Annotated in this window: 27 protein-coding genes and 2 pseudogenes; 17 read left to right on the top strand and 12 right to left on the bottom strand. The window is 61.7% G+C overall.

Annotated features, from left to right (window positions below; translation table 11 throughout):
- Positions 1–3: 3 nt before the first annotated feature.
- Positions 4–663 (bottom strand): chromophore lyase CpcT/CpeT, encoded by a 660-nt coding sequence (locus tag OC537_RS17710; protein ID WP_262113169.1) that lies wholly within the window; start codon positions 661–663, stop codon positions 4–6.
- A gap of 262 nt (positions 664–925) precedes the next feature.
- On the opposite strand from OC537_RS17710, the gene OC537_RS17715 reads away from it, so the two are divergent.
- Together OC537_RS17715 and OC537_RS17720 are read left to right on the top strand one after the other, a co-directional pair.
- Positions 926–1,582, top strand: a complete 657-nt coding sequence (locus OC537_RS17715) for a hypothetical protein (RefSeq protein WP_111911680.1) — start codon at positions 926–928, stop codon at positions 1,580–1,582.
- A gap of 74 nt (positions 1,583–1,656) precedes the next feature.
- Positions 1,657–2,106: an SRPBCC family protein gene (locus OC537_RS17720; RefSeq protein ID WP_262113172.1), complete on the top strand. Its 450-nt coding sequence runs from the start codon at positions 1,657–1,659 to the stop codon at positions 2,104–2,106.
- A gap of 232 nt (positions 2,107–2,338) precedes the next feature.
- Here OC537_RS17720 and OC537_RS17725 read toward each other — a convergent pair whose 3' ends face one another.
- Complete coding sequence (locus OC537_RS17725) at positions 2,339–2,839, bottom strand: DUF1993 domain-containing protein (RefSeq protein WP_106885286.1); 501 nt, start codon at positions 2,837–2,839, stop codon at positions 2,339–2,341.
- Positions 2,840–3,118: 279 nt separating this feature from the next.
- Here OC537_RS17725 and ydfZ point away from each other — a divergent pair, with 279 nt between their 5' ends.
- Entirely contained in the window at positions 3,119–3,316 is a 198-nt protein-coding gene (gene ydfZ, locus OC537_RS17730; protein WP_106885287.1) for a putative selenium delivery protein YdfZ, read from the top strand.
- A gap of 153 nt (positions 3,317–3,469) precedes the next feature.
- Here ydfZ and OC537_RS17735 read toward each other — a convergent pair whose 3' ends face one another.
- A complete protein-coding gene (locus tag OC537_RS17735; protein ID WP_262113175.1) occupies positions 3,470–3,811 on the bottom strand; it encodes a ligand-binding protein SH3 in 342 nt (113 codons plus the stop codon).
- 273 nt (positions 3,812–4,084) lie between these two features.
- Here OC537_RS17735 and OC537_RS17740 point away from each other — a divergent pair, with 273 nt between their 5' ends.
- Both OC537_RS17740 and fabF read left to right on the top strand, forming a co-directional pair.
- A complete protein-coding gene (locus tag OC537_RS17740) occupies positions 4,085–4,612 on the top strand; it encodes a winged helix-turn-helix transcriptional regulator (RefSeq protein WP_171277064.1) in 528 nt (175 codons plus the stop codon).
- Positions 4,609–5,886, top strand: a complete 1,278-nt coding sequence (fabF, locus tag OC537_RS17745; protein WP_234691258.1) for a beta-ketoacyl-ACP synthase II — start codon at positions 4,609–4,611, stop codon at positions 5,884–5,886. The genes OC537_RS17740 and fabF overlap by 4 nt, the downstream gene beginning before the upstream one ends.
- A gap of 107 nt (positions 5,887–5,993) precedes the next feature.
- Here fabF and OC537_RS17750 read toward each other — a convergent pair whose 3' ends face one another.
- The 4 genes from OC537_RS17750 to OC537_RS17765 all read right to left on the bottom strand — a co-directional run bounded on the left by OC537_RS17750 (position 5,994) and on the right by OC537_RS17765 (position 8,589).
- Entirely contained in the window at positions 5,994–7,370 is a 1,377-nt protein-coding gene (locus OC537_RS17750) for a DUF4397 domain-containing protein (RefSeq protein ID WP_234691259.1), read from the bottom strand.
- A gap of 301 nt (positions 7,371–7,671) precedes the next feature.
- The gene (locus tag OC537_RS17755) at positions 7,672–7,959 is read right to left on the bottom strand and encodes a hypothetical protein (protein ID WP_111911690.1); all 288 of its coding nucleotides are present in this window, start codon (positions 7,957–7,959) and stop codon (positions 7,672–7,674) included.
- 24 nt (positions 7,960–7,983) lie between these two features.
- A complete protein-coding gene (locus OC537_RS17760; protein WP_106885291.1) occupies positions 7,984–8,403 on the bottom strand; it encodes a BON domain-containing protein in 420 nt (139 codons plus the stop codon).
- Positions 8,404–8,430: 27 nt separating this feature from the next.
- Positions 8,431–8,589, bottom strand: a complete 159-nt coding sequence (locus OC537_RS17765) for a DUF3309 family protein (protein ID WP_106885292.1) — start codon at positions 8,587–8,589, stop codon at positions 8,431–8,433.
- A 257-nt stretch (positions 8,590–8,846) separates the two neighbouring features.
- Here OC537_RS17765 and OC537_RS17770 point away from each other — a divergent pair, with 257 nt between their 5' ends.
- A complete protein-coding gene (locus OC537_RS17770; RefSeq protein WP_234691260.1) occupies positions 8,847–9,632 on the top strand; it encodes a hypothetical protein in 786 nt (261 codons plus the stop codon).
- Between the two features lie 288 nt (positions 9,633–9,920).
- On the top strand, positions 9,921–10,814 hold the full coding sequence (locus tag OC537_RS17775) for a LysR family transcriptional regulator (RefSeq protein ID WP_262113183.1): 894 nt from the start codon (positions 9,921–9,923) through the stop codon (positions 10,812–10,814).
- A 106-nt stretch (positions 10,815–10,920) separates the two neighbouring features.
- On the opposite strand, the gene OC537_RS17780 is transcribed toward OC537_RS17775, so the two are convergent.
- Complete coding sequence (locus OC537_RS17780) at positions 10,921–11,454, bottom strand: hypothetical protein (RefSeq protein ID WP_262113185.1); 534 nt, start codon at positions 11,452–11,454, stop codon at positions 10,921–10,923.
- Positions 11,455–11,627: 173 nt separating this feature from the next.
- Between OC537_RS17780 and OC537_RS17785 the strand changes: the two are divergent.
- The 3 genes and pseudogenes from OC537_RS17785 to OC537_RS17795 form a co-directional block, all read left to right on the top strand.
- A pseudogene (locus OC537_RS17785) lies at positions 11,628–11,828 on the top strand (hypothetical protein); the annotation flags it as partial.
- Positions 11,829–11,923: 95 nt separating this feature from the next.
- On the top strand, positions 11,924–12,904 hold the full coding sequence (locus tag OC537_RS17790; RefSeq protein ID WP_262113189.1) for a GTPase family protein: 981 nt from the start codon (positions 11,924–11,926) through the stop codon (positions 12,902–12,904).
- 2 nt (positions 12,905–12,906) lie between these two features.
- Positions 12,907–13,578: a GTPase family protein gene (locus OC537_RS17795; RefSeq protein WP_262113191.1), complete on the top strand. Its 672-nt coding sequence runs from the start codon at positions 12,907–12,909 to the stop codon at positions 13,576–13,578.
- A gap of 151 nt (positions 13,579–13,729) precedes the next feature.
- Here the strand turns inward: OC537_RS17795 and OC537_RS17800 are convergent.
- Both OC537_RS17800 and uvrD read right to left on the bottom strand, forming a co-directional pair.
- Positions 13,730–13,935 (bottom strand): annotated as a pseudogene (locus OC537_RS17800) (hypothetical protein); the annotation flags it as partial.
- A 587-nt stretch (positions 13,936–14,522) separates the two neighbouring features.
- Positions 14,523–16,694 (bottom strand): DNA helicase II, encoded by a 2,172-nt coding sequence (gene uvrD / locus OC537_RS17805; protein WP_262113195.1) that lies wholly within the window; start codon positions 16,692–16,694, stop codon positions 14,523–14,525.
- A gap of 409 nt (positions 16,695–17,103) precedes the next feature.
- Here uvrD and OC537_RS17810 point away from each other — a divergent pair, with 409 nt between their 5' ends.
- From OC537_RS17810 to OC537_RS17825, 4 genes are all read left to right on the top strand, one after another.
- The gene (locus OC537_RS17810) at positions 17,104–18,102 is read left to right on the top strand and encodes a BMP family protein (RefSeq protein WP_041212138.1); all 999 of its coding nucleotides are present in this window, start codon (positions 17,104–17,106) and stop codon (positions 18,100–18,102) included.
- A 97-nt stretch (positions 18,103–18,199) separates the two neighbouring features.
- Positions 18,200–19,765, top strand: a complete 1,566-nt coding sequence (locus tag OC537_RS17815; protein ID WP_111913265.1) for an ABC transporter ATP-binding protein — start codon at positions 18,200–18,202, stop codon at positions 19,763–19,765.
- Entirely contained in the window at positions 19,765–20,883 is a 1,119-nt protein-coding gene (locus OC537_RS17820) for an ABC transporter permease (RefSeq protein WP_163137086.1), read from the top strand. Before OC537_RS17815 ends, OC537_RS17820 begins: the two co-directional genes overlap by 1 nt.
- A gap of 114 nt (positions 20,884–20,997) precedes the next feature.
- Positions 20,998–21,963: an ABC transporter permease gene (locus tag OC537_RS17825; RefSeq protein WP_025325295.1), complete on the top strand. Its 966-nt coding sequence runs from the start codon at positions 20,998–21,000 to the stop codon at positions 21,961–21,963.
- Positions 21,964–22,021: 58 nt separating this feature from the next.
- Here OC537_RS17825 and OC537_RS17830 read toward each other — a convergent pair whose 3' ends face one another.
- The gene (locus OC537_RS17830) at positions 22,022–22,927 is read right to left on the bottom strand and encodes a LysR substrate-binding domain-containing protein (RefSeq protein ID WP_025325293.1); all 906 of its coding nucleotides are present in this window, start codon (positions 22,925–22,927) and stop codon (positions 22,022–22,024) included.
- A gap of 119 nt (positions 22,928–23,046) precedes the next feature.
- Here OC537_RS17830 and OC537_RS17835 point away from each other — a divergent pair, with 119 nt between their 5' ends.
- The 3 genes from OC537_RS17835 (at position 23,047) to OC537_RS17845 (ending at position 25,670) form a co-directional block, all read left to right on the top strand.
- A complete protein-coding gene (locus tag OC537_RS17835) occupies positions 23,047–24,174 on the top strand; it encodes an S-(hydroxymethyl)glutathione dehydrogenase/class III alcohol dehydrogenase (RefSeq protein ID WP_163156332.1) in 1,128 nt (375 codons plus the stop codon).
- 52 nt (positions 24,175–24,226) lie between these two features.
- Positions 24,227–25,081 (top strand): S-formylglutathione hydrolase, encoded by an 855-nt coding sequence (fghA, locus tag OC537_RS17840; RefSeq protein ID WP_234677390.1) that lies wholly within the window; start codon positions 24,227–24,229, stop codon positions 25,079–25,081.
- A gap of 82 nt (positions 25,082–25,163) precedes the next feature.
- Positions 25,164–25,670, top strand: a complete 507-nt coding sequence (locus OC537_RS17845; RefSeq protein WP_262113205.1) for a DinB family protein — start codon at positions 25,164–25,166, stop codon at positions 25,668–25,670.
- A gap of 76 nt (positions 25,671–25,746) precedes the next feature.
- Here the strand turns inward: OC537_RS17845 and OC537_RS17850 are convergent, their stop codons facing one another.
- The gene (locus tag OC537_RS17850; RefSeq protein ID WP_262113209.1) at positions 25,747–26,469 is read right to left on the bottom strand and encodes a head GIN domain-containing protein; all 723 of its coding nucleotides are present in this window, start codon (positions 26,467–26,469) and stop codon (positions 25,747–25,749) included.
- Positions 26,470–26,509: the final 40 nt, after the last annotated feature.

A 26,509-nucleotide genomic window follows, 5' to 3' on the forward strand; every position in this document is an offset into this window, starting at 1 on the left:
GGGTCATTCCCCCCGTTGCTTCACCTTGCGCAGGTAGAGATACCCCTCCCCCGGGCTGCCCCAGCGCTGATGGGCGTCGTTGTCGTAGGCCCTGTCCAGCAGCCTGACGCTGTTGGGACCGATCCAGAGGTATTGCACCAGGGTGCTGGCGCCGCCGAAGTTGGTGGCGCAGCTGCCGACCCTGCTGTGGCCCGCGTATTCCCCGGAGGGTTGGCGGGTCAGCCAGATCTCGCAGCCCTGACGCAGGGAGAGTTGTTGCGGAGTGAGGGAGTCGAGCAGCTCGGGCTGGCGCCAGGCGCCGGCGAAATCGGTGGCCCTCGGCATGGTCAGCTCGGCCATCAGGATGCGACCATCGGGCAGCGGGGAGAAACGGTAGATGCGCTGACGGAACGGGCGCACCGCCCGCTCGGTCAGGAACTGCTCGGCATAGACCCAGCGAAAGGGGCCTTCCCCGGGCCAGATCTCCACCAGTCGCAGCTCGGCACTGGTGAAACGCGGGTCGTAACCGGCCTGCTCCTGGCTGGAGAACTCGCCGGTGAACCAGGAGAGCAGCGGCTCCATCTTCCCCTGCACCGGTGACGGACTGGCCACGAAGGGAACGGGGTTGGCCCACACCAGGCAGGCGTAAAACAACCCCAGCAGGGCCACCATCGGCTTTGTCATCGAATCCTTCCGAGTCGCTTGCATGGCGGCGATTATATGAGCGAACGGCGGCAATAACCTCTACCTTGATCAACTCCTCGCCAATCCGCTGAAAAATCACTGCGTTAGCGAAGAAGTACGACGCAGGACAGGGAACATGACAGCAGCAGGGGCCATCCGCTGCGCCAGGCTTGACGGCACCTGACTGGCGCACCGGGTCTCCTTGATCTTGCCGTGGGCCACTTCCATGCTCATGTCTCAACGTCCATCCAGAGACAGCCCCATGAACCCACCCCGTTTTTCCCCCATAGACCCCATCTCCCGCTACTCGGAGATCCTGTTCGGCCTGCTGATGGTGCTCACCTTCACCGGGTGCTTCAACGCGCTCGAGGCGGGGCGCGCCGAGATCAGGGATCTGCTGATCGCCGGCATCGGCTGCAACATCGCCTGGGGCATGATAGATGCCATCGTCTACCTCATCACCACCCTGACCGAACGAAGCCGGGCCCTGCGGTTGTTGCAGCAGTTGCGCCTGCTGACACCCGGTGACGAGAGGGGGATAGCGGCGCTGCGAGACGCCCTGCCCGGCCCGCTGGCGGCGATCTGCCGCGACCCTGAACTCAGGGAGTGGCAGGTGCGTCTGCAACAACGCCCCGAACTGGGTCAGGGGGGCGTCTGGCGCTGGAATGATCTGCTCAACAGCCTGGGGGTCTTCCTCATGGTGTTCCTCTCCACCTTCCCCGTGTTGCTGCCCTTCATCTTCATGCAGGATCCCGTGCCGGCCCTGCGCCTCTCCCACGCCATCGCCCTGCTGATGCTGATGGGGATTGGTTACGGACTCGCCCGCTATGCCGGTTCCCCCCGCCCCCTGCTGATAGGCGTGCTCTTCGCCGCCGCGGGCGTCGCCATAGTACTGGCCACCATAGCCCTCGGCGGCTGAGGGAAAGCCCGGCTGCGGCCAACTCCGGCGTGGGCGACTATTCTTGCTGCGGACCAACCGAGGAGGGCTCCCCCATGACGACTGGAACTGTGACACTGCACCGCGTACTCAAGGCCCCGCCGATGCGGGTATACAGAGCCTTTATCGAGGCGGACGCCCTGGCCAAATGGCTGCCGCCTCATGGCTTCACCTGCCGGGTGGAGCATCTGGAGGCCCGGGTCGGCGGCACCTTCAGGATGGCGTTCACGAATTTCGGCAGCGGCCACAGCCATGCCTTCGGCGGTGAATATCTCGAGCTGGAACCGGGCAAGCGCATCCGCTACACAGACAGTTTCGACGACCCCAAACTGCCCGGGGAGATGCGGGTCACCATCACCCTCACCCAGGTGCTGTGCGGCACCGAACTGGCCATAGAGCAGGCCGGCATACCCGCGCTCATCCCGGTCGAGATGTGCTATCTCGGCTGGCAGGAGTCCCTGACCCAGCTCGCCGCCCTGGTGGAGCCCGAGATCCCGAGCGAATAAGCCGATGCCATCCCGGGAATGCCGGGGCCCAAAAAGCAGAGAGCCTGCCGGATGGCAGGCTCTTTTCATTCCGGCAGGGCAGCGGCTTACAACCTATCCCAATAGGCGTCATTGTCGAAGGCAGTTTGGACACAGCCAGCGCGCAGAAACCGGAGCGTACTGGAGTACGTGAGGATTTCGAGCACTGCCTGGGTTCAAAATGGCGAGTTAAATAGCCTGATGGGATGGGTTCTTATTGCAGGTTCAGGCCACCCAGGTAGTCCTTCTTGCCGAGATCGACCCCGGCCTGGCGCAGCAGGGCATAGGTCATGGTCAGGTGGAAGTAGAAGTTGGGGATGCCGTACTCGTGCACGCAGCTGTGGCCGTCCATTCCCTTGCCACCCGCCCAGTAGGGGTAGTAGTGGCCGCTCGCATACTGGCTGAAGTCGGCGTCCAGCTTGCTCTGCAGATAGGCGATGGTCTTGGCTACATGAGCGCGCAGATCCGCCATTGTCTTGGGATCATCCCCCAGCACCGGCGGCTCGCTCAGGCTGGCGGTGGCCACCAGGGCGCGGGCGCTGTCGCAGCAGATCAGCACCTGTTTGCTCAGCGGCAGCATGTCGACGATGAGGCGCTCATTGAAGAAGTTCTCCACATTGAACTTCTTCGCCGCGGCATGGGCCTCGGCCTTGGCCAGACACTGGTCCAGGTTGGTCAGCATCTTGATGAACTGGGCGGCAATTTCACGATTCATAATGGGATCCCGGTTGGTTGAAGGCAGTTAAACGAGCGGCTCCACTATAACCCATCCCTTTTCCGGTTCGAGCCTGTGGCGATGAAAAGCGGAGGCGACCCGCGTGCCCTGCGACAGGCAATGGCGGCCTCGGCGGGGCCCCTTGCCAGCGCGCCCGGCTCCCTGAGTCCCTCTTTCCCCTTTTTTTGATCTGTGACAGGCATCTCGTTTTTTCGGAGGCGTAGTCTGGGCCCGTTGTCCCAGCACGGGCCGGGACCCACACCCGAAAAGGAGAATGCCATGAAGATCTACGATAGAAACCGCAATGTGCTGACCCTGGGCCAGCGCGTCATGATTGCCGCCACCGGCGCGGTCGATACCCTGAAGGAGGCTCACACCGACAACCTGACCCCCTATGAGGCGGAGCATGAGAAGTGCGTGCTGCTGGCAAACACCCAAGAGCGTTATGCGCCCATAGAGTTGATTAGACTAGGCTGATCCCCTTCCCCGTCACCCTACTCTTTACAATTCACCCGGCCGCCGCGCCCCAGCTGACGGCCGGGTTTCTGGGTTCCCTGACCCTCTCCTTTCCCTCATCCCACTATGTTGACGGCCCCCCTGCCGCCTTAGGCAACGCAGAGCGGCCCTGCCTCATGACGGTGAGGCGATGCAGCTTGCCGGTATCCAGCCCGAGCCCCCTGTTTCGTTGTGCACCCAGAGCCAGCCGGCCAGCTCTCTCTCCACCCTGACCCTTTCACCCACCACCACATCCAGTTCGCGGGCGGTGTAATCCTGGCGCGCCAGCGCCTCCCCTTCCCCGAGGAGCGTCAGCAGCGACAGCGGCGCCCACCCCTCGTTGCCGTCCGTCGTGAAGGTGCGCACCCAACCCGGAAACTCGTCATCCTCGTGGCCGATACGCACCCGCTCCCCGGCGCTAAAGCCGATGGGATTGGGGTAACTGGTGTGGTGAGCCGTGGTGATCAGCGCCAGCATATGATTCTTCTCCGATGTGCTCTGGTTGGGGGGAGTAACACTGACTTGATACCACAAGTGCCGCCCCATTGCCGGGAGCCAGGCCCCATGGCGCCCACAGCCTCTCTCGGCAGCCCCCTGGCGATGACATGCCCTGCAAGGTGGGTGTCCCAGATTTCCCCTCTCCCAAGGTGCCTATTACCATCGCCCACCACCGGACGGCACTAGTCACTTGCATAATGGAAGTAAGGGCCGTATGGTGACTTCCATTATGCAAGTAACCTGATAACCCATATGCGCAAGAAGAGTCTGAGTGAACAGCAGTGCCCCATCGCCCGCAGCCTGGATCATGTCGGCGAGTGGTGGAGTCTGCTGATTATCCGCGATGCCATGCATGGCCTGTCGCGCTTCGATGAATTTCAAAAGAGCCTTGGTATTTCCCCCAACATACTGACCCGGCGCTTGACCGCCCTGGTCGAGGGGGGGCTGATGGAGAAGCGGCTCTACTCCGAACGCCCCCCTCGCTATCAATATGCGCTCACCCCCCGCGGCCAGGATCTCAGCGCCGTGCTGATCGCGCTGCTCACCTGGGGCAATAACCACCTTGCGCCCGAGGGAGCCAGCATCCAGCTGAGGGATGCCCAGACGGGCGAGCTGGTCGAGCCCATGCTGGTGGACAGGCGCACGGGTCAGGAGATTTCACCCTCGCGCCACACCCTGGTGCCGGGACCGGCCGCCAGTGACGGCATGAAGCAGCGTCTGCGCCATACCAATGGCGTGATGAGCGGCGATAACCCTTCGAAACAGGAATCAGAATCATGAGCTCAACTCGCATCGTGGTGACAGGAATGGGAGCTGTGACCCCGCTTGGATATGGGGTGGAAACAGTGTGGCAGCGGCTGCTGGCGGGCCAGTCCGGCTTGCGCCGCCTGCCGGAGGCCTTCACCGAAGGGCTGGCCGCCAAGGTGGGCGCCATGGTGCCCTCCCTGGCAGAAGATCCCCTGGCCGGGTTTGATCCTGATGCAGTGGTGCCGATCAAGGAGCAGAAGAAGATGGATCGCTTCATCCTCTTTGCCATTGCCGCGGCCAAGGAGGCCCTGCTGCAAGCCAACTGGGCCCCCAGGACGGCGGCGGAGCAGGAGCGCACCGCCACCATCATCGCCTCGGGCATCGGCGGCTTCCCCGCCATCGTCGATGCGGTGCGCACCACGGATGAGCGGGGACCGCGCCGCTTGTCCCCCTTCACCATCCCCTCCTTCCTGGTCAACATGGCGGCGGGCCATGTCTCCATCAACTTCGGCTTCAAGGGGCCGCTCGGGGCACCGGTCACGGCCTGCGCCGCAGGGGTGCAGGCCATTGGCGACGCCGCCCGGCTCATTCGCTGCGGTGAGGCCGACATCGCCATCTGTGGCGGGGCCGAAGCCACCATTGACCGCGTCAGTCTGGGCGGGTTTGCCGCTGCTCGCGCGCTGTCCTCAGCCTATGCCGATGACCCCGAAGCGGCCTCCCGCCCCTTCGATGTCGACCGCGATGGGTTTGTCATGGGCGAAGGGGCCGGGATCCTGGTGATTGAATCCCTGGAACACGCCCTGGCCCGGGGCGCCACCCCCATAGTGGAGCTGGTGGGCTATGGCACCAGTGCCGACGCCTATCACCTCACCGCCGGTCCCGAAGATGGCGACGGCGCACGCCGCGCCATGATGGCGGCCCTGGCTCAGGCCGGCATTCAGGCGGCGGATGTCCAGCACCTCAATGCCCATGCCACCTCGACTCCGGTGGGTGACAGGGGGGAGCTGGCCGCCATCAAACGCGTATTTGGGGATGACAACCAGATTGCGGTGACCTCCACCAAGTCTGCCACCGGCCATCTGCTGGGCGCCGCCGGGGGCATAGAGGCCATCTTCACCGCCCTGGCCATTCGCGATCAGCGGGTGCCTGCCACCCGCAACCTGCAACAGCCCGACCCCCTCGCCGACGGCGTGGACATAGTACGGGGCGCAGCCCGTGACATGCGGATAGAGCACGCCATCTCCAACGGCTTCGGCTTTGGCGGCGTGAATGCCAGCGTGCTGTTCAAGCGCTGGCAGGGGGCCTGATCTCGCCGACGTCATCATCCTGGGACACCCAGATTTTCTGCCATAAAAAGACCCAAACTGAAGGGCTCAGTTTGGGTCAGGTTGCGAGTCGGTTGACTAGCAGAGGGTCATTTTTTGCTGCTGATGTCGTCCAGGATCAGCAGCTCAGGATCCACGCCGCCAACACTGTCAGACAGGGCCGCGGCTGTCAGCACCTGGCCATTGGCCAGGGTGACCGGCAGGGGACCTATGACAGGGGTCTTGTCACCCGAGGCCGTGACGGTGACATGGTAATCACCGGCGGCAATGGCAAGATAGCCGCTGTCTGCCTTGAAGGGCATGGCCTTGAGCGCCGGTGACGCGCCGCTGATGTCTGTGCCCGCAGTCAGATAGATGTCGACCGCCGGCGCCGTGGGGGCGGCATGGAGCACCCGCAGTTGGGCCTCGGTAGCAACCACACGTCCGGTATCCGTCAGCAGCAAGGGCTCTATGGTTTCACCCGAGGGGTCCAGCAACTGGCCCACGGCAAACAGGGAGTAGCGACCCCCCGCCTTGAGCGGCACGTCGCTGGCACTGATCACCTCAGGGGTGGCGGCTCCGGTTGGCGTGACCACAAAGTCATAATCGGCGGCGGCCAGCCCCAGATACCCGGTGTTCCCCTTGAAGGCCAATCCTTGCAGCGGGGCCGCTGTCGGGGCAACACCATTCACCCAGATGTCGACGGCAGGGGCATCGGCAACGGCATGGACCACCCTCAACTGAGCCTCTTCATCGACAGACAGGATGGGGGTGGCGCCAGCATCGCCGATGGCGAGCAACTGCACCGGACTTGGCCCCGCCCCGAGGTTATCGATCGCCGCGATCAGCAGGTCAGCCCCGGCGTTGAGCGTCTGCGGGCCAGAGTCATAAACCACATCTACCGTACCCGGCAAGGTCAGCCTGATCTGGTATTCCCCTGCCGGCAGGGTGAGGGGGTCGCTGTAGGTCTTGAACGGAATATTGGCCAGCGTCGGGCTGCTCAGGGCGGCCCCCGGCGCGGTGACATGGATGTCGACCGCCGGTGCACTCGGTGCGGCATGCAGCACCTGCACACGAATATCACCGCCCGTTGGCGCCTGGTTCGGCCGCTCAATCACCAGGGGACCAAAGGCGGTATCACCGCTGCCAGCCAGTTTGCCGACGGCCAGCACGTCGTACTGAGTGTCGGGTTTCAGCTCGAGAGACACAGGGCCTATGACTGTCGTCGTCGTCCCCCCTGGCAAGATGCCGTCGACCGCGACTTCGTGACTGCCAGCCGCAACCGGCTTGAGCCCGCTGCTGCTGCCATAGTCAACGGCCGTCAGAAAAGCCGCACCATCGACCCTTACATCAACCTTGGGGGCATCAGGGGCCAGATGGCTGATCCTGATGGTGGCATTGGGCGGGCTGCTGTCATTATCACTCCCCCCACAGGCTGCCAGGGTTAATCCCATGGCAATGGCTGCACAACGCTGAAACCATTTCATTTGATCAATCTCCATTTGGTAAGTGGCCAGAGTGATATGACTGTCCCGAACGATTGGATCACAGCGCTCTGTGTGATGGCGGTTGACGAGATGAAAGGAGGGATGGGCGTTGGCCATCCAGGGTCAGCCAGCGACATGTGGGAAAAGCAGCGTGAATGCAGGCGAGCGATTCAAGGGGGGACTGATCTCGCCGGCGGGTGAACATCATCATGCTGGCCGCCCGGGCGGCGAACTCCCGGCCCGGGCGTTCGCCGACTTTTTTCATCTTGGGACACCCAGCCTCCCCCAGGGGGATCCCTGCTCACTTGAATTTGGACTGGGCCTCCGCCAGACCGCTCTTCAGATCGTGCCACATCTGGTCGGCGGTCAGCTTGACCTGCTCCCAGGACTCGCCGCTCTCCCTGCCGAGCACCTCCATGCTGTCGGAGGCGGCATGCTGCCTGGCACGCAGGGCCTGGAGCTCCTTGCTCCCCTTGACCCTCATGTCGGCCGAGAGGGTCTCCAGCCTGGCTTCCAGCAAATTGATCTGGCAGCCCCACTCCTTGAGCTGGGCGCTCATTCTTTCCCGGTAGGCTTGGTGCATTTCCATCTTGTGCTCCTTGAGCAAGCGACCCTATTGGGTCGCGGTGAGGGTCAGCTGATTGACGACATTCTCGACGCCATCGACCGCCATCGCGATCGCGCTGGCCTTGTCGCTGTTGGCTTGCGAATCGGCCGTCCCGGTCAGGGTGACGACACCGCCGACGGTATCGACGCTGATCTGCAGTGATCTCAGGCCGGGCTCGCCGAAGAGCTTGGTCTTCACCTTGGTGGTGACTTCGGTGTCTGCCCAGGCCTGGGCGCTCTCGGCACCTTGCTGGCTCACCTTGTCTTCATACTTGTCGAGGGTGGCATCGACCTTCTTGCCAGTCTCGCTGGCCGCATCATCTATGCTCTTGCCGGCCTGTTCCGCCGACCCAGGTTTGTCGCATCCGCTCAGCCCCAGGGTGCAGAGCAGCGAGATGGCGACGAGGGTTAGGTTGCTGTGTGGCATCTGTTGATTTCTCCGAAGTGAACTTGGCTAGATCTTGCCGAGCAAGACCAGGATGAGCAGTACTGTCAGTACCAGTCCGATAACGCCGCTTGGCGCGTAACCCCAACCCTGGCTGTGCGGCCAGCGGGGAATGGCGCCGATCAGTAGCAGGACAAGCACGATCAGCAGAACGGTTCCAATGGTCATGGCTTTCTCCTAAAGGTTGCATCTGGGCGACATAAACGACCCATCTGATAGTGCGACCCGTCCGCAGGCCCGGTCTGTACGCAAACACACAGACGGGGGAGAGATTTTGATCTTTTCCAGACCAGGCGGGATCGACCGGCAGGCCCCTCTCCTCTTCGATTCATTACCAGCAGTGAATTTTGATATCAGTTGAGTGCCATTTCAGTGAACACTTCACCGCCCTAGACTGCTTCTCGAACCTGAACGAGGAGTCTGTTATGAAATTCCCCCATATCCCTTTGCTAGCCGGCGCCATCGCCTCTGCCATGTCTTTCAACACCTTAGCCGGTGACCTTGTCTCGGTGCAGTTCAGCGATGGTCGCCCCGCCGTCACCGGGGTCGAGGCGGTCAACGGAGTGCTCAACCCCATAGGGGTCAACGTGGTCACCGTCGAGATTCCCGACGCAGCCAGGCCGCTGCTCGAGGCCTCCCATCGCCGCGCTTTGACCCGGGCGGAACACGGCGCCCTGATTGCGGCCTTCAACCTGAGTCAGGGGGAGCTGCTGGAGCAGGCCAGGCTCGCAGGGCGCGAACCTGCGGTGAAAGGAGGGGGCGTGGCGACCGAAGAGACCGGCGTCGGCCCCTACCCCAAGGTCTATGACCTGATGGCGCTGGACGATCGCACCCGCAGCGCCGTGCTGGGGAAATACGGCCGCATGCACGTCAACTCAGCAGAGGATGGCACCGACATCGACGAGGTGATGACGGTAGTCAGCGGCGGCCCCTTCCGCTGGGGCTTTACCCTGAAAGACGGCAGCATAGCCCGCTTCCAGATCGACAAGGTGGGCCTTCAGGACAAGGCCGTGCGGATCAGCTATCACGGGCTGGGCATGCACGCCGGGCTGATGGACGCAAAACAGGGGCTGCTGGTGGCCTTCGCCCATGGCCCCAGGGAATTCACCATGCGCTACCAGGCCGAGGTGCCCCACGCGCAGTTGCTCGGCACCAACCCCTGGGCCGAGGTCGGCATCAGCCTGCCCCCCGCGCCGGGCAAGGCGCAGTAAGCCGGTTCGAGCCATCTGGCGGCGGGGCCCGGGCCCTGCCGCCTGCTTTATGCCTGTCGGCGCGGGGCCGGGGTGCGCAGGGCTCATCACCTCTCTTGCGTCTGCGTGTCTGCCGGGCCCGCATGCCCCGGAAGGCCCTTCTCCGGGCCTGTATTCCCACGGGCAGCTCTGCATCTGGCGGCCGATGGCCGGGGATGGGGGATGGACACCCTTGGGATCCGCACTATTGTGATAAAAGTGCGCAATGATGGCGCCATCATTTACCAGTAGTGAATTAACGGGGGCAGGATGAACAAGATCACGGCGCTGAACGTCTTTCGCCGGGTGGTGGAGATGGGCACCTTCAGGGCGGCGGCGGATGACCTGCGCCTCTCTCAGGCGGCGGTCAGCAAGAACATCAACGAGCTGGAAGCCTTTCTCGGCATCGCCCTCATCAACCGCACCACCCGGCGGCTGAGCGTCACCGAATCCGGCATGGCCTACTACGGCCAGATATGCGCCGTGCTGGACAGCCTGGACGCCGCCGACCAATCCATCATGGCCGCCTCCTTCACCCCCAGGGGCAGGCTGAGGATCGGCATGCCCATGTCCTACGGGCTAATCCGCCTCAACCCCCTTGTCTGCGAGTTCCAGCGCCGCTATCCGGAAATCAGCATCGAGGTGATCCTGAGCGACGCCTATATGGATCTGGTGGATCAGGGGCTGGATCTGGTGATCCGGGGGGCAGGCACCCTGGAGGATTCCACCCTGCGCGCCAAACCCCTGTGCGAGGTGCAGCGGGTGCTCTGCGCCGCCCCCGACTACCTCGAGGAGGCGGGCCAGCCCGCCCACCCTGAGGATCTCAAGAGCCACAACTGCCTGCTCTACAGCCTCTCATCCTCCCCCAACAAGTGGTTCTTCGCCCGGGACGCGGAGAGCGTGGCGGTGGAATTGAAGCCCGCCAGCTTCTGCGCCAACAACGGCATAGCCCTGAAACAGGCGGCGGTGCAGGGGCTCGGGGTGATACTGGTGCCCAAAGAGTTTGTGTCGAGCGAACTGGCAGACGGCACCCTGGTTAAACTGCTCCCCGACTGGCAACCCGACCCCCACGCCCTGTTCGCCGTCTACCCCTTCCACAAGGAGCAGTCCCGCAACGTGCGGCTCTTTATCGAATTTATCGTCAAGGCGTTTCAGCTGAGGTGAGCCCGGCAGGCAGGAGCCTGAGGCCTGAGCCTCTCGGCCACGACACAGACAACCCAACTGTATGCGGCGTGTAGGTTCGATTAGCGAAGCGTAATCGGACGTTCACCTAATCGGTCGATTCCCCTGACAACAGCCTGTCGTCCAGGATGGCGGCCCATGGCTGTGTTGCCTGTATGCCAGCAAATAGTCGCCTGCCAAGTTGGCGGATCAGCAGCAGCGGCGCCAGCAGGGTGAGCACCAGCCAGTGGGTGTGAGGCAGGATAAAGGTCCGGATTATCTCGTGAGGTAGCCAGGTCGACGCGGTTGCCGTCATAAAGGCGATGTCATAGGTCTGCCACAACCAAAGCCCGGCAAAGAGCGGCAGCAACAGCGGGCGGGGCGTCAGCAAAAACAGGGGCCAGAAAGCACAAGCGAGTACGGCGCTGAACTCCAGCATGGCCGGGATCAGCTCAGCCAAGGTATGACTGGGGGAGAAACCGCCCCATTGAAGGAAAGTATCCTCGGCCAGTGCAGGCCACCAGGAAACGTATTGGAACAGGGTAAACGAAATCAGAAACAGCAGGCTGGTCAGCAGCGCCAGCGCCGCTTTTCGCAACAACCAGCGCCCCAAACTGCGCAGTGTCGGCATCCATTTAGACATTAATGACTCCCATATGGTGACGGGGCAGTATGCCGCGGTTCGCCGTATCGTCAAAGTGCCGCACCATGCCGGTTAATTGTTGGAATATTGAATCTCGTCACATCGGTACCAGTCTGAGCGGTTGCGTACCCGCAAGGCCCCATGCGAACCTTTATTTGCCTTTCTTCCAACCAAAACAGAGGGCGCCGGGCAGCCGCATCTCTTACATGTCGGAGAACGATGCCACCCTGACCCTCAGCACCGAGGCGGGTGGTAAAAACGACCACGTCTGGCAGGAGGTCAAAATGGGCCTGCTGATGGCCCGATCCAAGCTGAGTCAGGTCAGCGAAGAGGAGGGTAAACAAGGGGTGATGGAGAGCAAGTTGGTTAAGTGATCAGAAACCTTCATCAAAAACACGGCGTAGCTTCACCAGCTACGCCTCTGTCAGAAAGGTGGGTGTCCCAGATTCTTTTCAACCATGAGGTCATCATGAAAAATCAAGATGTATTCAAAAAAATCGAAGATTCAATTGATTCACTAAAAATCAATGACGCTGAAAAAAAAGCTCTTCTCGAAGGGGTTCTCCGGCTCAAAAAGCAAAAAATAAACCTGATGATTACCGGAGCAACTGGCTGCGGGAAGAGTTCAACAATTAACGCGATGTTTAACTCTGGCGTAGCAAAGGTTGGGACTGGCGTAGATCCAGAAACCATGGATATTCAAAAGTATGAACTCGAAAACCTCGTGTTATGGGACAGCCCTGGACTTGGCGACGGAAAAGAAAAAGACATAATCCACGCAAAAGGAATCATAAAAAAGCTAAACGAAATTGATGGCGAAGGAAACCCATTAATTGATCTGGTTCTCGTGATACTTGAGGGCGGGAGTCGAGATCTTGGAACCTCTTACGAATTAATAAATCAAGTAGTAATCCCAAATCTTGGTGAAAACCCAAAAGACAGAATGCTTGTTGCAATAAACCAAGCTGACGTTGCAATGAAGGGAAGGCACTGGGATCATGAAAACAACAAACCAATGCCAGAGCTTGTAAAATTTCTGGATGAAAAGGCTTTGTCAGTAAAAAGACGAATCAGAGAAGCCACCGGCGTGGATGTAGAGCCAATTTATTATTCGGCCGGTTATAAAGACGAAGGTTCAGAGCAAAAGCCGTGGAATCTCTCAAAGCTATTGTTCCTTATCGTAAAGAACACAAAAGAGGAAAAGAGGCTTTCATACATTGGAAACATTTCTACAGACAAAGAAATGTGGAAAGATGACGACGAGCTTATGGACTACAAAAAGGAAACTCAAAAGAGTTTTCAAGAAGTCGCCACTCATATCTCGAAGAACACCTTGGCAGGTGCAGCAGCTGGAGCAGCAATCGGGTCTGCCGTCCCCGTAATAGGAACAGCAATTGGCGCTGCGGTTGGAGCTGTATGCGGATTTATTGGTGGCTTGTTTGGGTGGTAAATATGTACCAAAATTACCGGCACGAAGAGTTAAGTAGAAAATCATCAGAGCTTGGAATAATTTTTGACGTAATGGTGACAGGTGTAACTGGTGCAGGAAAATCAACGACACTAAACTCTATTTTTCAAAAAGAAATTGCCAAAGTAGGTCGTGGAGTTGATCCTGAGACAATGAACCTTGATAGCTACAGACTTAACGACTCTTTTAGACTGTGGGACACGCCAGGCCTTGGAGATGGGAAGCAAAACGACAAAGATCATAGTAGGTCGATAATAAGCTTGCTCTACAAAGACTACGGCGAAAAAAATGGATTCATTGATCTTGTCTTGGTAATACTTGACGGCTCAAGCAGAGACATGGGGACAACATATAAACTTCTGAATGAAATTGTTGTCCCCAACTTCCAAAAGGACCGGATATTAGTTGCCATTAATCAAGCAGACATTGCGATGAAGGGGTACGGATGGAACCACAGAGAGCGCAAGCCAGAGCAATCACTGATTAACTTTCTTGAAAACAAATCAACATCTATTCAAGAAAGAGTCTTTGAAGCTACCGGAATTAAAATTAACAGGCCTGTATATTACTCTGCAGAATACAACTATAACATCGATAAATTGTTGGATATGCTTATTAATAACATTCCAAAAGAAAGGCGGAATTTGATAGTCTGAAAACATAACAAGGCGCTCAACCTCACTTCCTTCGGTCGCAGGACTCGCCAAAGCTGCGCTTTGGCGAAGCGTATTCGGACGATCTCGAATCTAATCATATAAAAATCAACCCGGCCTCAGCCGGGTTGGTTGCATCAAACGTAGGGTAAAATCAGAGCACTTCCAATCTGGCATACGCCGTCACCAACCACTTGGCGCCGACGTCGTCGAACTGGATCTGCACCCGGCTCTGCTGACCGATCCCTTCGAAGTTGAGCACTATGCCTTCGCCGAATTTCGGATGGAGCACCCGTTGGCCGAGCTTGATGCCGCTGGCGTCCAAGATCGCGCCACCTCATTCTGACCAAAGCGGTCATACAAGATTCCCCCAAGTCAAAGTCGGGCACGGTATTGATTCCCCCTCCAATCCGCCGAGGGTCAGAGGCAACGTCAGGGACGCCATCAGGGATGATGGCGTAGCCGCAGTCGGCACAGGGATGTGCCGTCTGCGGCGGCCCGTCCGATGTTGGCTCTGGCCCGAGGGCACTGGCGAAGCCAGCGGATTGGCGGGGGTGGCCTTTCTTTTGGTGACTTTTCTTTGGCCACGCAAAGAAAAGTCACTCGCCCAAGCCCGAAGGGCGGGCGAAACCCTGTCGAGGGCCCAGCCCTCGCGTCCTGCACGGCGCCAGCCGTGCCAAGAGCCAAAGCCATTTACGAACCCCTCATCCCCAACCCTTCTCCCACAAGGGGAGAAGGGAGCAAAGACGATCACCGGAGTAGGCCCCTCTCCCACAAGGGGAGAAGGGAGCTAAGACGATCACCGGAGTAGGCCCCTCCCCCGCGAGGGAAGAAGGGAGCAAAGACGATCTCGGGAACAGGCCCCCTCTCCCGCAAGGGGAGAAGGAGGCAAAGACTATCTCGGGGATGATCCCCTCTCCCGTTGGGAGAGGGCTAGGGTGAGGGGATTACAGTGCCTCCAATCTCGCATACGCCGTCACCAGCCACTTGGCGCCGACGTCGTCGAACTGGATCTGCACCCGGCTCTGCTGGCCGACTCCTTCGAAGTTGAGTACCACCCCTTCGCCGAATTTCGGATGGAGCACCCGCTGGCCGAGCTTGATGCCGCTGGCGTCGAAGCTCTGCTGCACCTCGTTCTGGCTGAAGCGGCCGTACTGGGTGGGGCGGCTCACCTGGGTGCGCAGCCGGATCTCTTCCAGGCACTCGGCGGGCATCTCGCGGATAAAGCGGCTCGGCTTGTGGAACATCTCGCGGCCGTAGATGCGGCGGCTCTCGGCATAACAGATGTAGAGCTTCTCCATGGCACGGGTCATGCCGACGTAACAGAGGCGCCGCTCCTCTTCCAGCCGGCCCGACTCCTCGGTGGATTGCTGGCTGGGGAACATGCCCTCCTCGACGCCGACCAGCAGCACCAGGGGGAACTCCAGCCCCTTGGCGCTGTGCAGCGTCATCAGCTGCACCGCATCGGCGTATTCGTCCGCCTGATTCTCGCCGGATTCCAGCGCCGCGTGGGCGAGGAAGGCGGAGAGATCGCTCATGTCTTCCAGCTCGTCCGGGCGCTGGTACTGGCGGCAGGCGGTGACCAGTTCGTCCAGGTTCTCTACCCGTGCCTGGGACTTCTCGCCCTTCTCGGCCAGATACATGGCCTTGAGGCCGGAGTGCTGGATGGCGATATCGGCCTGCTGGTGCAGGGGCAGCATGCCGACCTGCTCTTCCAGGGCATCGATGAGATCCACAAAGCCGCGCACCGCGTTGCCGGCGCGGCCGGTCAGCACCTTGTCGTTAAGCAGCGTCTTGGCGGACTGCCAGAGGTTCTGCCCCTGATCCCGGGCGTTGTTGCGCAATATCTCCAGGGTGCGATCGCCTATGCCACGGGTCGGGGTGTTGACCACCCGCTCGAAGCTGGCGTCATCGCCTCTGTTGTTGATAAGGCGCAGGTAGGCCATGGCGTCCTTGATTTCCTGGCGCTCAAAGAAGCGCAGGCCGCCGTAGATGCGATAGGGCATGGCGTCTTGCATCAGCGCCTCTTCCAGCACCCGTGACTGGGCGTTGGAGCGATAGAGGATGGCGCAGTCGGCCAGCAGGCCGCCTTTCTCTTTCCAATCCTTGAGGCGGCCGACCACGAAGCGGGCTTCGTCCACCTCGTTGAAGGCGGCATAGAGGGAAATAGGATCCCCCTCGGCCCCCTCGGTCCACAGCTCCTTGCCGAGGCGCTCAGAGTTGTTGGCGATGACGCAGTTGGCGGCTTTCAGGATATTGGCGGTGGAGCGGTAGTTCTGCTCCAGGCGAATGGTCTCGGCGCCCTGATAGTCGGTCAGGAAGCGCTGGATGTTCTCTATCTTGGCGCCGCGCCAGCCGTAGATGGACTGGTCATCGTCGCCGACGATCATCACCTTGCCGGACTCCCCTGCCAGCATCCGCAACCAGGCGTACTGGATGCCGTTGGTATCCTGGAACTCGTCCACCAGTATGTTCTGGAAGCGATCCCGGTAGTGCTCGAGGATATGGGGCTTGTTGAGCCACAGCTCGTGGGCACGCAGCAGGAGTTCTGCGAAGTCCACCAGCCCGGAGCGATCGCAGGTCTCCTGGTAGGTCTTGTAGATCTGCTGATAGGTGCGGGTGACGGGGTCGCCGTAGAGGTCGATGTCGCCGGGGCGCAGCCCCTCGTCCTTCTTGCCGTTGATATAGCCCATGACGGCGCGGGGGGCCCAGTGCTTCTCGTCGAGGTTGAGCGCCTTGAGCACCCGGCGAATGAGGCGGTACTGGTCGTCGGAGTCGAGGATCTGGAAATCCTGGGGCAGGCCCGCATCCAGATGGTGGGCCCGCAGCAAGCGGTGGGCGATGCCGTGGAAAGTGCCTATCCACATGCCGCGCACCCCGTCGCCAATCACCTTCTCGACCCGGCCGCGCATCTCGGCCGCCGCCTTGTTGGTAAAGGTCACGGCGATGATGGAGAAGGGTGAGCAACGCTCCACCTGCATCAGCCAGGCGATACGGTGCACCAGTACCCGTGTCTTGCCCGAGCCGGCGCCTGCCAGCACCAGCAGATTGCTGCGAGGGGCCGCCACCGCGTCTCTTTGCTTGTCGTTGAGCCCGTCGAGCAGGGTTGAAACGTCCATCACCACTCCTGTTTATTTATACAGGCGGCGATTATACGGCCTGAGCGGCCAGAGACCAAGTCGAGGTGCGGCGCCCGCACGCCCCTGCCAGCAGAAGCGGCCTGGCCCCATGATTTGGTGCCGATAGAAACCACTTTTTTCATCAGCAAAGGAAAACGCTTGCGCATAACCTTATGAATACAAACACAAATGTCGTTTGATGCCTATTAATCACAGCATTTAACTCTGCAAACAAACCTAAAAACAAACACTTATAAAGCAATTTGCTTATATTTCAAACCGTTAACGCAAACGTTTTTCCTCTATGATCCCCTTGACCCACAGGCTGGCTCACTTACAGTTAGCCAGCGTGCTTTATGACCTGCCAAGACAGGTTGTGGACCCTCACATAACAATCAAGGATACGATCGTGACTAAAGTGCTCAAGCTGGCCACCGTGGCCGCCCTCACCCTCGCTGCCCTTTCTGCCCAGGCAGCCTCCGAGCCCGCCGTCATCTATGACACCGCAGGCAAATTCGACAAGTCCTTCAACGAAGCCGTGTTCCGCAACGGCGTCGAAGTCTACAACAAGGACAAAGGCGTCAAGGTCAAGGAGTTCGAGCCCCAGAACGAAGCCCAGCGCGAGCAGGGCCTGCGTCGTCTGGCCAGCCGTGGCAACGGCCCCATAGTCGCCGTCGGCTTCAACATGGGTTCTGCGGTAGAGAAGGTTGCCACCGAGTTCCCGAACACCCAGTTCACCATCATCGACATGGTGGTCGACAAGCCGAACGTCCAGTCCCTCATCTTCAAGGAGCATGAAGGTTCCTTCCTGGTGGGTGCCCTGGCGGCCATCGCCTCCAAGACCGGCAAGGTCGGCTTCGTGGGCGGCATGGACATCCCGCTGATCCGCAAGTTCCAGTGCGGCTATGAGCAGGGCGCCAAGTACATCAATCCGAAGATCGACGTCTATCAGAACATGACCGGCTCCACCCCGGCCGCCTTCGCCGACCCGGCCAAGGGTGCCGAGCTGGCCAAGTCCCAGTTCGCCAAGGGCGCCGACGTTGTCTATGCCGCCGCCGGCGGTACCGGTATCGGTGTCTACCAGGCTGCCAAAGATGAAGGCAAGCTGGCCATCGGCGTGGATTCCAACCAGAACCACCTGCAGCCGGGCACCATGCTGACCTCCATGGTCAAGTCGGTCGGTCTGGCCGCGTACAAGAGCTGGGATGATGCCGCCAAGGGCAGCTGGAAGCCGGGTATCCAGTCCCTGGGTCTGGCCGAAGGCGGTGTTGACTGGGCGCTGGACGAGAACAACGCCAAGCTGATCACCCCGGAGATGAAAGCCAAGGTCGAAAGCATCAAGGCCGACATCATCGCCGGCAAGATCAAGGTGCACGACTACATGAGCGACAACTCCTGCAAGTACTGATACTGCAAGTACTGAGTCTCTGCTACGACTCTCAACCCAGACCGGCCCGCACGGGCCGGTTTTTAGTCTCTACTTCATGACCCGCAAGGACTGCATCATGGACCAGACAGATCGCTATGCCATCGAATTAAGAGGTATCGATAAGCGGTTCGGCGAAGTGTACGCCAACAAGCAGATCGACCTTCAGGTTCAAAAAGGCAGCATTCACGGCATAGTCGGCGAAAATGGCGCCGGCAAGTCGACCCTGATGAGCATCATCTACGGCTTCTATCACGCCGACAAAGGCGAGATGCTCATCGACGGTAACCCCTTCAAACCCCATGGCTCACAAGATGCGATTGCCGCAGGCGTGGGCATGGTGCACCAGCACTTTATGCTGGTGAACAACTTCACCGTGCTGGAGAACGTCATCCTCGGCGCGGAAAACGGCTGGCACCTGGGCAAGAGCCTGGCGGCGGCCGAGAAACTGCTCGGCGAGCTGGCCCGGGACTATGGTCTCGAGGTGCCGCTGCACGAGAAGATCGAGGATCTGCCGGTGGGCCTGCAACAGCGGGTCGAGATCCTCAAGGCGCTCTATCGCGGCGCCCGCATCCTGATCCTCGACGAACCGACCGGGGTGCTGACCCCGCAAGAGGCGGATCACCTGTTCGAGGTGCTGAAAAAGCTGCGGGATCAGGGCGCGACCATCATCCTCATCACCCACAAGCTGCGGGAGATCCTGGCCATCACGGATCAGGTCTCCATCATGCGCCGGGGCGAGATGGTGGCCCACGTCGCCACCAAGGATACCGACAAGGAGCAGCTCGCCGAGCTGATGGTGGGCCGCAAGGTGCGCCTCAAGGTCGACAAGGGCACAGCCCAGCCGGGCGAGGCCAAGCTCAAGGTCGATGGCCTCTCTTACGTCGATGACGCCGGGGTGGAACGGGTCAAGTCCGTCAGCTTCGCGGTGCGGGCCGGGGAAGTGGTCGGCATCGCCGGGGTCTCCGGCAACGGTCAGTCCGAGCTGCTCAGCCTGCTCGGCGGCATCCTTCAGCCCAGCAAGGGCAGCTTCACCATCTCGGGTGACGCCCAGAGCCACGAGGTGAGCCTGACCCATCCGGCCGATCCGGAGCGGGTGCGCAACTTCGGCCTCGGCCACATCCCCGAAGACAGGCACAAGATGGGGCTGATCAATCGCTTCGAGGCGAAAGAGGCCTTCATCCTCGGTTATCACCGCCGCCCGCAATACAACAAGGGCTGGCTGCAGGACAAGGAGGCGATCCGCCAGGATTGCCAGGCCAAGATGGAGAAGTGGGACGTGCGCCCGCCGAGCCCGGAACACAAGACGGCGAACTTCTCCGGCGGCAACCAGCAGAAGCTGGTGATCGCCCGGGAAGTGGAACAGGACCCGGATGTGCTGCTGGTCGGTCAGCCGACCCGGGGCGTCGACATCGGCGCCATCGAGTACATCCACCAGCAGATCATCGCCATGCGCGACAAGGGCAAGGCGGTGCTGCTGGTGTCGGTGGAGCTCGACGAGATCATGAGCCTGTCTGACCGCATCCTGGTCATCGCCGACGGCCGCATCGTCGGCGAGCTGGACGGTGCCAAGGCGGATGAGCGCACCATAGGTCTTATGATGGCTAACATAGTGCCTGACGAGATTGCCAAGGAGGCCCACTGATGAGCCAAGTACGTATTCCTGCCTGGATCTCCGTGGGCGTGCTGCCCGCGGTCAATATACTGCTGGCCTTCCTGGTGTCGGCCATCTTGTTCTATTACCTCGACATCAACCCGGTCGATGCCGCCGAGATCATGTGGTACGGCGCCTTCGGCACCGGCGAGGGGATAGGCTTCACCCTCTACTACGCTACCGGCTTCATCTTCACCGGTCTGGCGGTGGCGGTGGCCTTCCACGCCGGGCTATTCAACATCGGCGGTGAGGGCCAGGCCTATATCGGCGGCCTGGGCGTCGGGCTGGTCTGTCTGCTGCTCGGGGACGTGTTGCCGTTTGCTCTGCTGCTGCCGCTCGCCATCATAGCCGGTGGCCTGTTCGGTGCGGCCTGGGCCTTTATCCCGGCCTGGCTGCAAGCCAAGCGGGGCAGCCACATCGTCATCACCACCATAATGTTCAACTTCATCGCCGCCTCCCTGATGGCCTACCTGCTGGTCGATGTGTTCAAGCCGCCAGGATCCATGGCCACAGAGAGCAAGGTGTTCGCCGTGGCGAGCTGGCTGCCGAAGATGAGCGAGCTGGCGGCCGGTTTCGGCATGGAGATGCCCAACAGCCCCCTCAACATCAGCTTCGTCTGGGCGCTGATCTGTGCGGCCCTGGTGTGGGTCTTCATCTGGCATACCCGCTGGGGCTACGAGATCCGCTCGGTGGGGGCCAGTCAGAGCGCCTCCGCCTATGCGGGCATCTCCTACCCCAAGGTGGTGATCTTGGCCATGGTGATCTCCGGCATGCTGGCGGGCTTCTTCGCCCTCAACGTGCTGCAGGGTGAGCTGCACCAGATCAAGCTCAACTTCGTGGAAGGCTTCGGCTTCACCGGCATAGCGGTGGCCCTGATGGGTCGCAACCATCCGGTCGGCGTCATCATCGCCAGCCTGCTGTTCGGCTTCCTCTATCAGGGTGGCGCCGAGCTCAGCTTCGAGTTCGGGGTGGATCGCAACATAGTGGTGGTGCTGCAGGGTCTGGTGATCCTGTTCTGCGGCGCCCTTGAGCACATGCTGCGTCCGCGCATCGAGCAGGCCTACCTGGCGTTTGCCAACCGCTCAACCGCACAAGTGAAGGGAGTCTGATCATGTTCGAAATGCTGATCCTGATGCTGGACGCCACCATTCGTACCGCACCGCCGCTCATTCTGGCGGCCATGGATGACAGGAATGTTTTGCGAGCCGAAGGGAGTCCAAGCCATGTTTGAAATGCTGATCCTGATGCTGGACGCCACCATTCGTACAGCGCCGCCGCTTATTCTGGCGGCCATGGCGGGCATGTTTTGCGAACGCTCCGGGGTGGTCAACATAGCCCTGGAAGGCAAGCTGCTGGCGGCGGCCTTCGCCAGTGCGGCCGCGGCCGCCGTCTCCGGTTCCGCCTGGATTGGGCTGGGTGCCGGGGTGGGGGTTTCCATCCTGTTCGCCCTGCTGCACGGCTTCGCCACCATCACCCACCGCGGTGATCAGGTGGTGAGCGGCATGGCCATCAACATACTGGCGGCCGGTCTGACCGTCACCCTGGGCCGTTACTGGTTCGATCAGGGCGGCCAGACCCCGGCGCTCTCCGGCGATGCCCGCTTCGCCCCCATCGACCTGCCCTTCGCCAAGGAGCTCTATGACGTGCCCGTCATCGGCCAGCTCTACAGCGAGCTCCTGAGCGGTCACTCCCTGCTGGAGTACGTGGCGTTCGCCGCCGTGCCCCTGGCCTGGTGGGTGCTGTTCCGCACCCGCTTCGGCCTGCGGCTGCGGGCGGTAGGCGAGGCCCCGGCGGCGGTGGATACCGCAGGTATTTCAGTGGTGCGGATGCGCTACACGGCGCTCATCATAGGCGGTCTGCTGGCCGGGATCGGGGGCACCTATCTGGCGGTGGCCCAGACCGCCCAGTTCATTCCCAACATGAGCGCGGGCAAGGGCTTCATGGCGCTGGCGGCGCTGGTGTTCGGCAAGTGGCGCCCCTGGAACGCCATGGCGGCCTGTCTGCTGTTCGGCTTCCTCGACGCCGTCGCCATCCGGTTGCAGGGGGTCAGCATCGGCGACTTCCCGATCCCGGTGCAGGCGATCGAGGCGCTACCCTACATACTGACGGTCTTCCTGCTGGCCGGCTTCATCGGCAAGGCGGTGGCCCCCAAGGCGCTCGGCACCCCCTACGTCAAGGAGCGGGAATAGCACTCCCGCCCAAACAAGAAGGCCCGCACCAGCGGGCCTTCTCTTTTTCGGGGCGGGCTCAGCCGATGGGGCGCACCAGCGCTGGCTGGGCGGGATCGCTGAGCCGCTCGGCCAGATAGTCCACCAGCAGCCGCACCTTGGGGGAGAGGTGGCGGTTGTGGGGATAGAGGGCCCAGATCCCCTCCTGCGGCGCCCGCAGCTCCGGCAGCAGCTCGATAAGCTCCCCCCGGGCCAAGTGCTCGCTCACGTAGTAGTCCGGCAACTGGATGATGCCTATCCCCTTGAGCGCCGCGTCCAGCAGGGCATGGCCGCTGTTGCAGTGGAGCAGGCCGCGTACCCGCACGCTGTGGGGTTTACCGTCCAGGGTGAAGTGCCACTCGTCGCCATTGCCCACCAGACAGTGGTGGCGGGCCAGCTCGGAGAGGCTGTTGGGCATGCCGTGGCGGGCGGTATAGGCGGGGGAGGCACACACATAGGGTACCCGCTGCGCCAGCTTGCGCGCCACCAGGGTCGAATCCTTGAGGTGGCCGAGGCGGATCGCCAGATCGAACCCCTCGTGCACCAGATCCAGCAACTGGTTGGTGAGGTTGAGTGTCACCTCCAGCTGGGGGAAGCGCACCATGAAGTCGTTCACCAACGGCGCTATGCGGCTCTCGCCGTAGGAGACCGGGGCCGTGATGCGCAGGGTGCCCTGGGGCACCGCCTGATGGCGCCCCAGTGCCAGCTCCGCCTCGTAGAGGTTGTCCAGCAGCTGGCGACAGTGGCGAAAGTAGATCTCGCCGAGCTCGGTGAGCCGCACCTGGCGGGTGGTGCGCAGCAGCAGCTTGGCCTGCAGCCTGTCCTCCAGCTGCGCCACCTGGCGGCTGACCTGGGCCACCGAGACCCCCAGCTTGCGCGCCGCCGGGGTAAAGCCCCCCTGCTCCGCCACGCTGACAAATTCACAGACCCCTTCCCAGCCGAACATTATTACCTATGTGTAAAAGTGATTTGATACTTAGCCTTATTATCACCAAATCGGCGGGAAACTACACTGAATGTCCGAACCCATTTCCGTTCACCCACACAACCACGAGGACATCATTCATGGCACAGGTTCAAAGCATCAAGTGCAAGGCCGCTATCGCCTGGGGCCCGGGCCAGCCCCTCTCCATCGAAGAGGTGGAAGTCATGCCACCCCAGGCCGGTGAGGTGCGGGTGCGCATAGTCGCCACAGGCGTCTGCCACACAGATGCCTTCACCCTGTCCGGCGAAGATCCGGAAGGGGTCTTCCCCTGCATCCTGGGCCATGAGGGGGGCGGCATAGTCGAGTCCGTCGGCGAGGGCGTCACCAGCGTCAAGGTCGGCGATCACGTGATCCCGCTCTACACCCCGGAATGCGGCGAGTGCAAGTTCTGCAAGTCCGGCAAGACCAACCTGTGCCAGAAGATCCGCTCTACCCAGGGCAAGGGGCTGATGCCGGACGGCACCACCCGCTTCTCCAAGGACGGCCAGCCCATCTATCACTACATGGGCACCTCCACCTTCAGCGAATACACTGTGCTGCCCGAGATCTCCATCGCCAAGGTGGACCCGGCCGCCCCGCTGGAAGAGGTCTGCCTGCTCGGCTGCGGCGTCACCACCGGCATAGGCGCCGTGATGAACACCGCCAAGGTCAAAGAGGGTGAGAGCGTCGCCATCTTCGGGCTGGGGGGCATAGGCCTCTCCGCCGTGATCGGCGCCCGCCTGGCCAAGGCCGGCCGCATCATCGCCATCGACATCAACGAGAGCAAGTTCGAGCTGGCCCGCAAGCTCGGCGCCACCGACTGCATCAACCCGAACGATTACGACAAGCCCATCCAGGAGGTGATCGTCGAGATGACCGACGGCGGCGTCGACTTCTCCTTCGAGTGCATCGGCAACGTCAAGGTAATGCGCGCGGCGCTCGAATGCTGCCACAAGGGCTGGGGCGAGTCTGTCATCATAGGGGTGGCCGGTGCCGGTCAGGAGATCAGCACCCGTCCCTTCCAGCTGGTCACAGGCCGGGTCTGGCGCGGCAGCGCCTTCGGCGGGGTGCGCGGTCGCAGCGAACTGCCGAGCTATGTGCAGCGCTACATGCAGGGTGAGTTCCGGCTGGACGACTTCATCACCCACACCATGCCCCTCGAGCAGATCAACGAAGCCTTCGATCTGATGCACGAAGGCAAGAGCATCCGCACCGTCATCCACTACTGATCCCATCACAGCCCCGCCCATCGATGAATGGGCGGGGCAGAGGAGTCCTTCGATGAATCTGGACATCATCAGCAGCAACAAAAGCTTCGGTGGCTGGCACAAGCAGTATCGCCACAGCTCCACAGTGCAGGGCTGCGAGATGCGCTTCGCCATCTACCTGCCGCCCCAGGCCCTCACCGGCCAGAAGGTGCCCGTGCTCTACTGGCTCTCCGGCCTCACCTGCACCGACGAGAACTTCATGCAGAAGGCGGGGGCCCAGCGCATCGCCGCCGAGCTCGGCATCGCCCTGGTGGCACCGGACACCAGCCCGCGCGGCGAGGGGGTACCGGACGATCCCGGTTACGATCTCGGCATGGGGGCCGGCTTCTATGTCAACGCCACCCAGCACCCCTGGCGGGCCCACTACCAGATGTATGACTACGTCACCCGGGAGCTGCCCGAGCTCATCGAGACCCACTTCCCGGTCTCGACCCGGCGCGCCATCAGCGGTCACTCCATGGGGGGCCACGGGGCGCTCATCGCCGCCCTGCGCGAACCCGGCCGCTACCGCTCGGTGTCGGCCTTCAGCCCCATCAGCCACCCGAGCCGCGCCCCCTGGGGCCAGAAGGCCCTCGGCGCCTACCTCGGCAACAATCCCCTGCTGTGGCAGGAGTGGGACGCCTGCCAGCTGCTGCGTCACCACGACAGCCAGCCCCTGCCGACCCGGGTAGACGTGGGACTGGACGATCCCTTCCTGGCGGAGCAACTCGGCATAGACGCCCTGGCCGAGATTGCGACCGCCAAGGAGTGGCCCCTGGCGCTTCATCGCCATGCCGGCTATGACCACAGCTACTACTTCGTGGCGAGCTTCATCGAGGAGCACCTGCGCTTTCACGCCAGCCACCTCGGTGAACCGGCCCAGGGCTGACGAGGGGCCAGACAAGCCCCCATGGTCGCCCGCCCCTCATGAGGCGGGCGACCCAGATGAGCCAAGGAACAGGGAGACAAGGATGACGCTCTTCACCACGCTGCTGGCCATGCCGGACCAGTTCGAACGACTGCTGGCACAGGTGCCCGCCGACCAGCTGGACTGGGAACCCGCAAACTGGGCCGGGACCCCAGCCGAGCGTTTCAGCGCCCGGGGGCACCTCTGCCACCTGCTGGACATAGAGACCCAGGGCTATCAGCTGCGCTTTCGCCGTACCCTGGAAGAGAGCCTGCCCGCGCTGGCCTCCCTCGATGGCTATCAACTGGCGCGAGACAACCAGTACCCGTTGCAGGATACCGCGGTGCAGCTGGACCGCTTTCGCAGCGCCCGCCTGCAGACAGTGGACTGGCTCAAGGCGCTGCCCTCCAGTGCCTGGGCGCGGCGCGCCCGCTATGGCGACTATGGGGAGGTGACCCTGGACGGTCTGGTGCGCCTGCTCGTCAGCCACGACCACCAGCACCTCGCCGGCATGCAGTGGCTGTTGATGCGGCTCAATGCAGATCTGGAGCTCGCGCTGCCTCTCGAGTGAGATAAAGCTGCGCGACCATGGATAACAAAACAGGCCCTGCATGGGCCTGTTATTTAGCTGTAATCGAGCCGGATACTCAGCTTCCTGCACGGGAGATGGCGCCGGACCCTGCGATCTCGCTCTCCAGCCTGGGGTTGCCCAGATAGCTGACCGAGCCGGAGCCGGCGATGCCGACCTTCAGCAACTCGCTGGCATTCACTGCTACGTCGCCACTGCCGGCGATATTGACCTCGACCTCCTCTCCTTTGAACTGCGCGCCCGACACGCCACCGGCACCGGCGATATTGAGCTCCACTTCCCTGGCCGAGCCCTCCCCCAGATCCAGGCTGCCCGCACCGGCAATATTGCCCTCCAGTCGATCCAGTGCCAGCTGGCTGGCGACTATATCCCCCAGGCCGGCCACCGACAGTACCAGCTCATCTCCCGAAAAACCGCTCAGATCGCCGCGAGCCAGACCCGCCAGCGCCAGCTCTTCCACCTTGGGCAGGGTGATGGTGATATCGATGGGCTCGGGGGGCTCGAGCCGGTAACCCTCCTTCACCTCTATCTCCAGCTTGTCGCCCTTCTCGGTCAGCTCCAGGTAGGGCAGCAGGTTCCCCTGCCCCCGGATGTGGATACCGCTCGCCGCCCCCGCCACCAGATGGATGTTGGCGGGCACCCCGGCCAGCACCCGGGTCACCTGCTGACCCAGGGGGTGGCGCTGCTCGATGACGGCGCCGTCACCGCTCACCTTGGTATTATCCAACTTGCTGCAACCACCGAGCCCCAGGGCCAGCATCACTCCCAGCATCCACTTCATTTCTCTCTCCTTGTTGATGGCCCTGTCCGGCCTGTCTGTA

Origin of the sequence: Aeromonas sp. Marseille-Q5825, assembly GCF_946892685.1 — a bacterium.
GTDB classification, from domain to species: Bacteria; Pseudomonadota; Gammaproteobacteria; order Enterobacterales; family Aeromonadaceae; genus Aeromonas; species Aeromonas rivipollensis.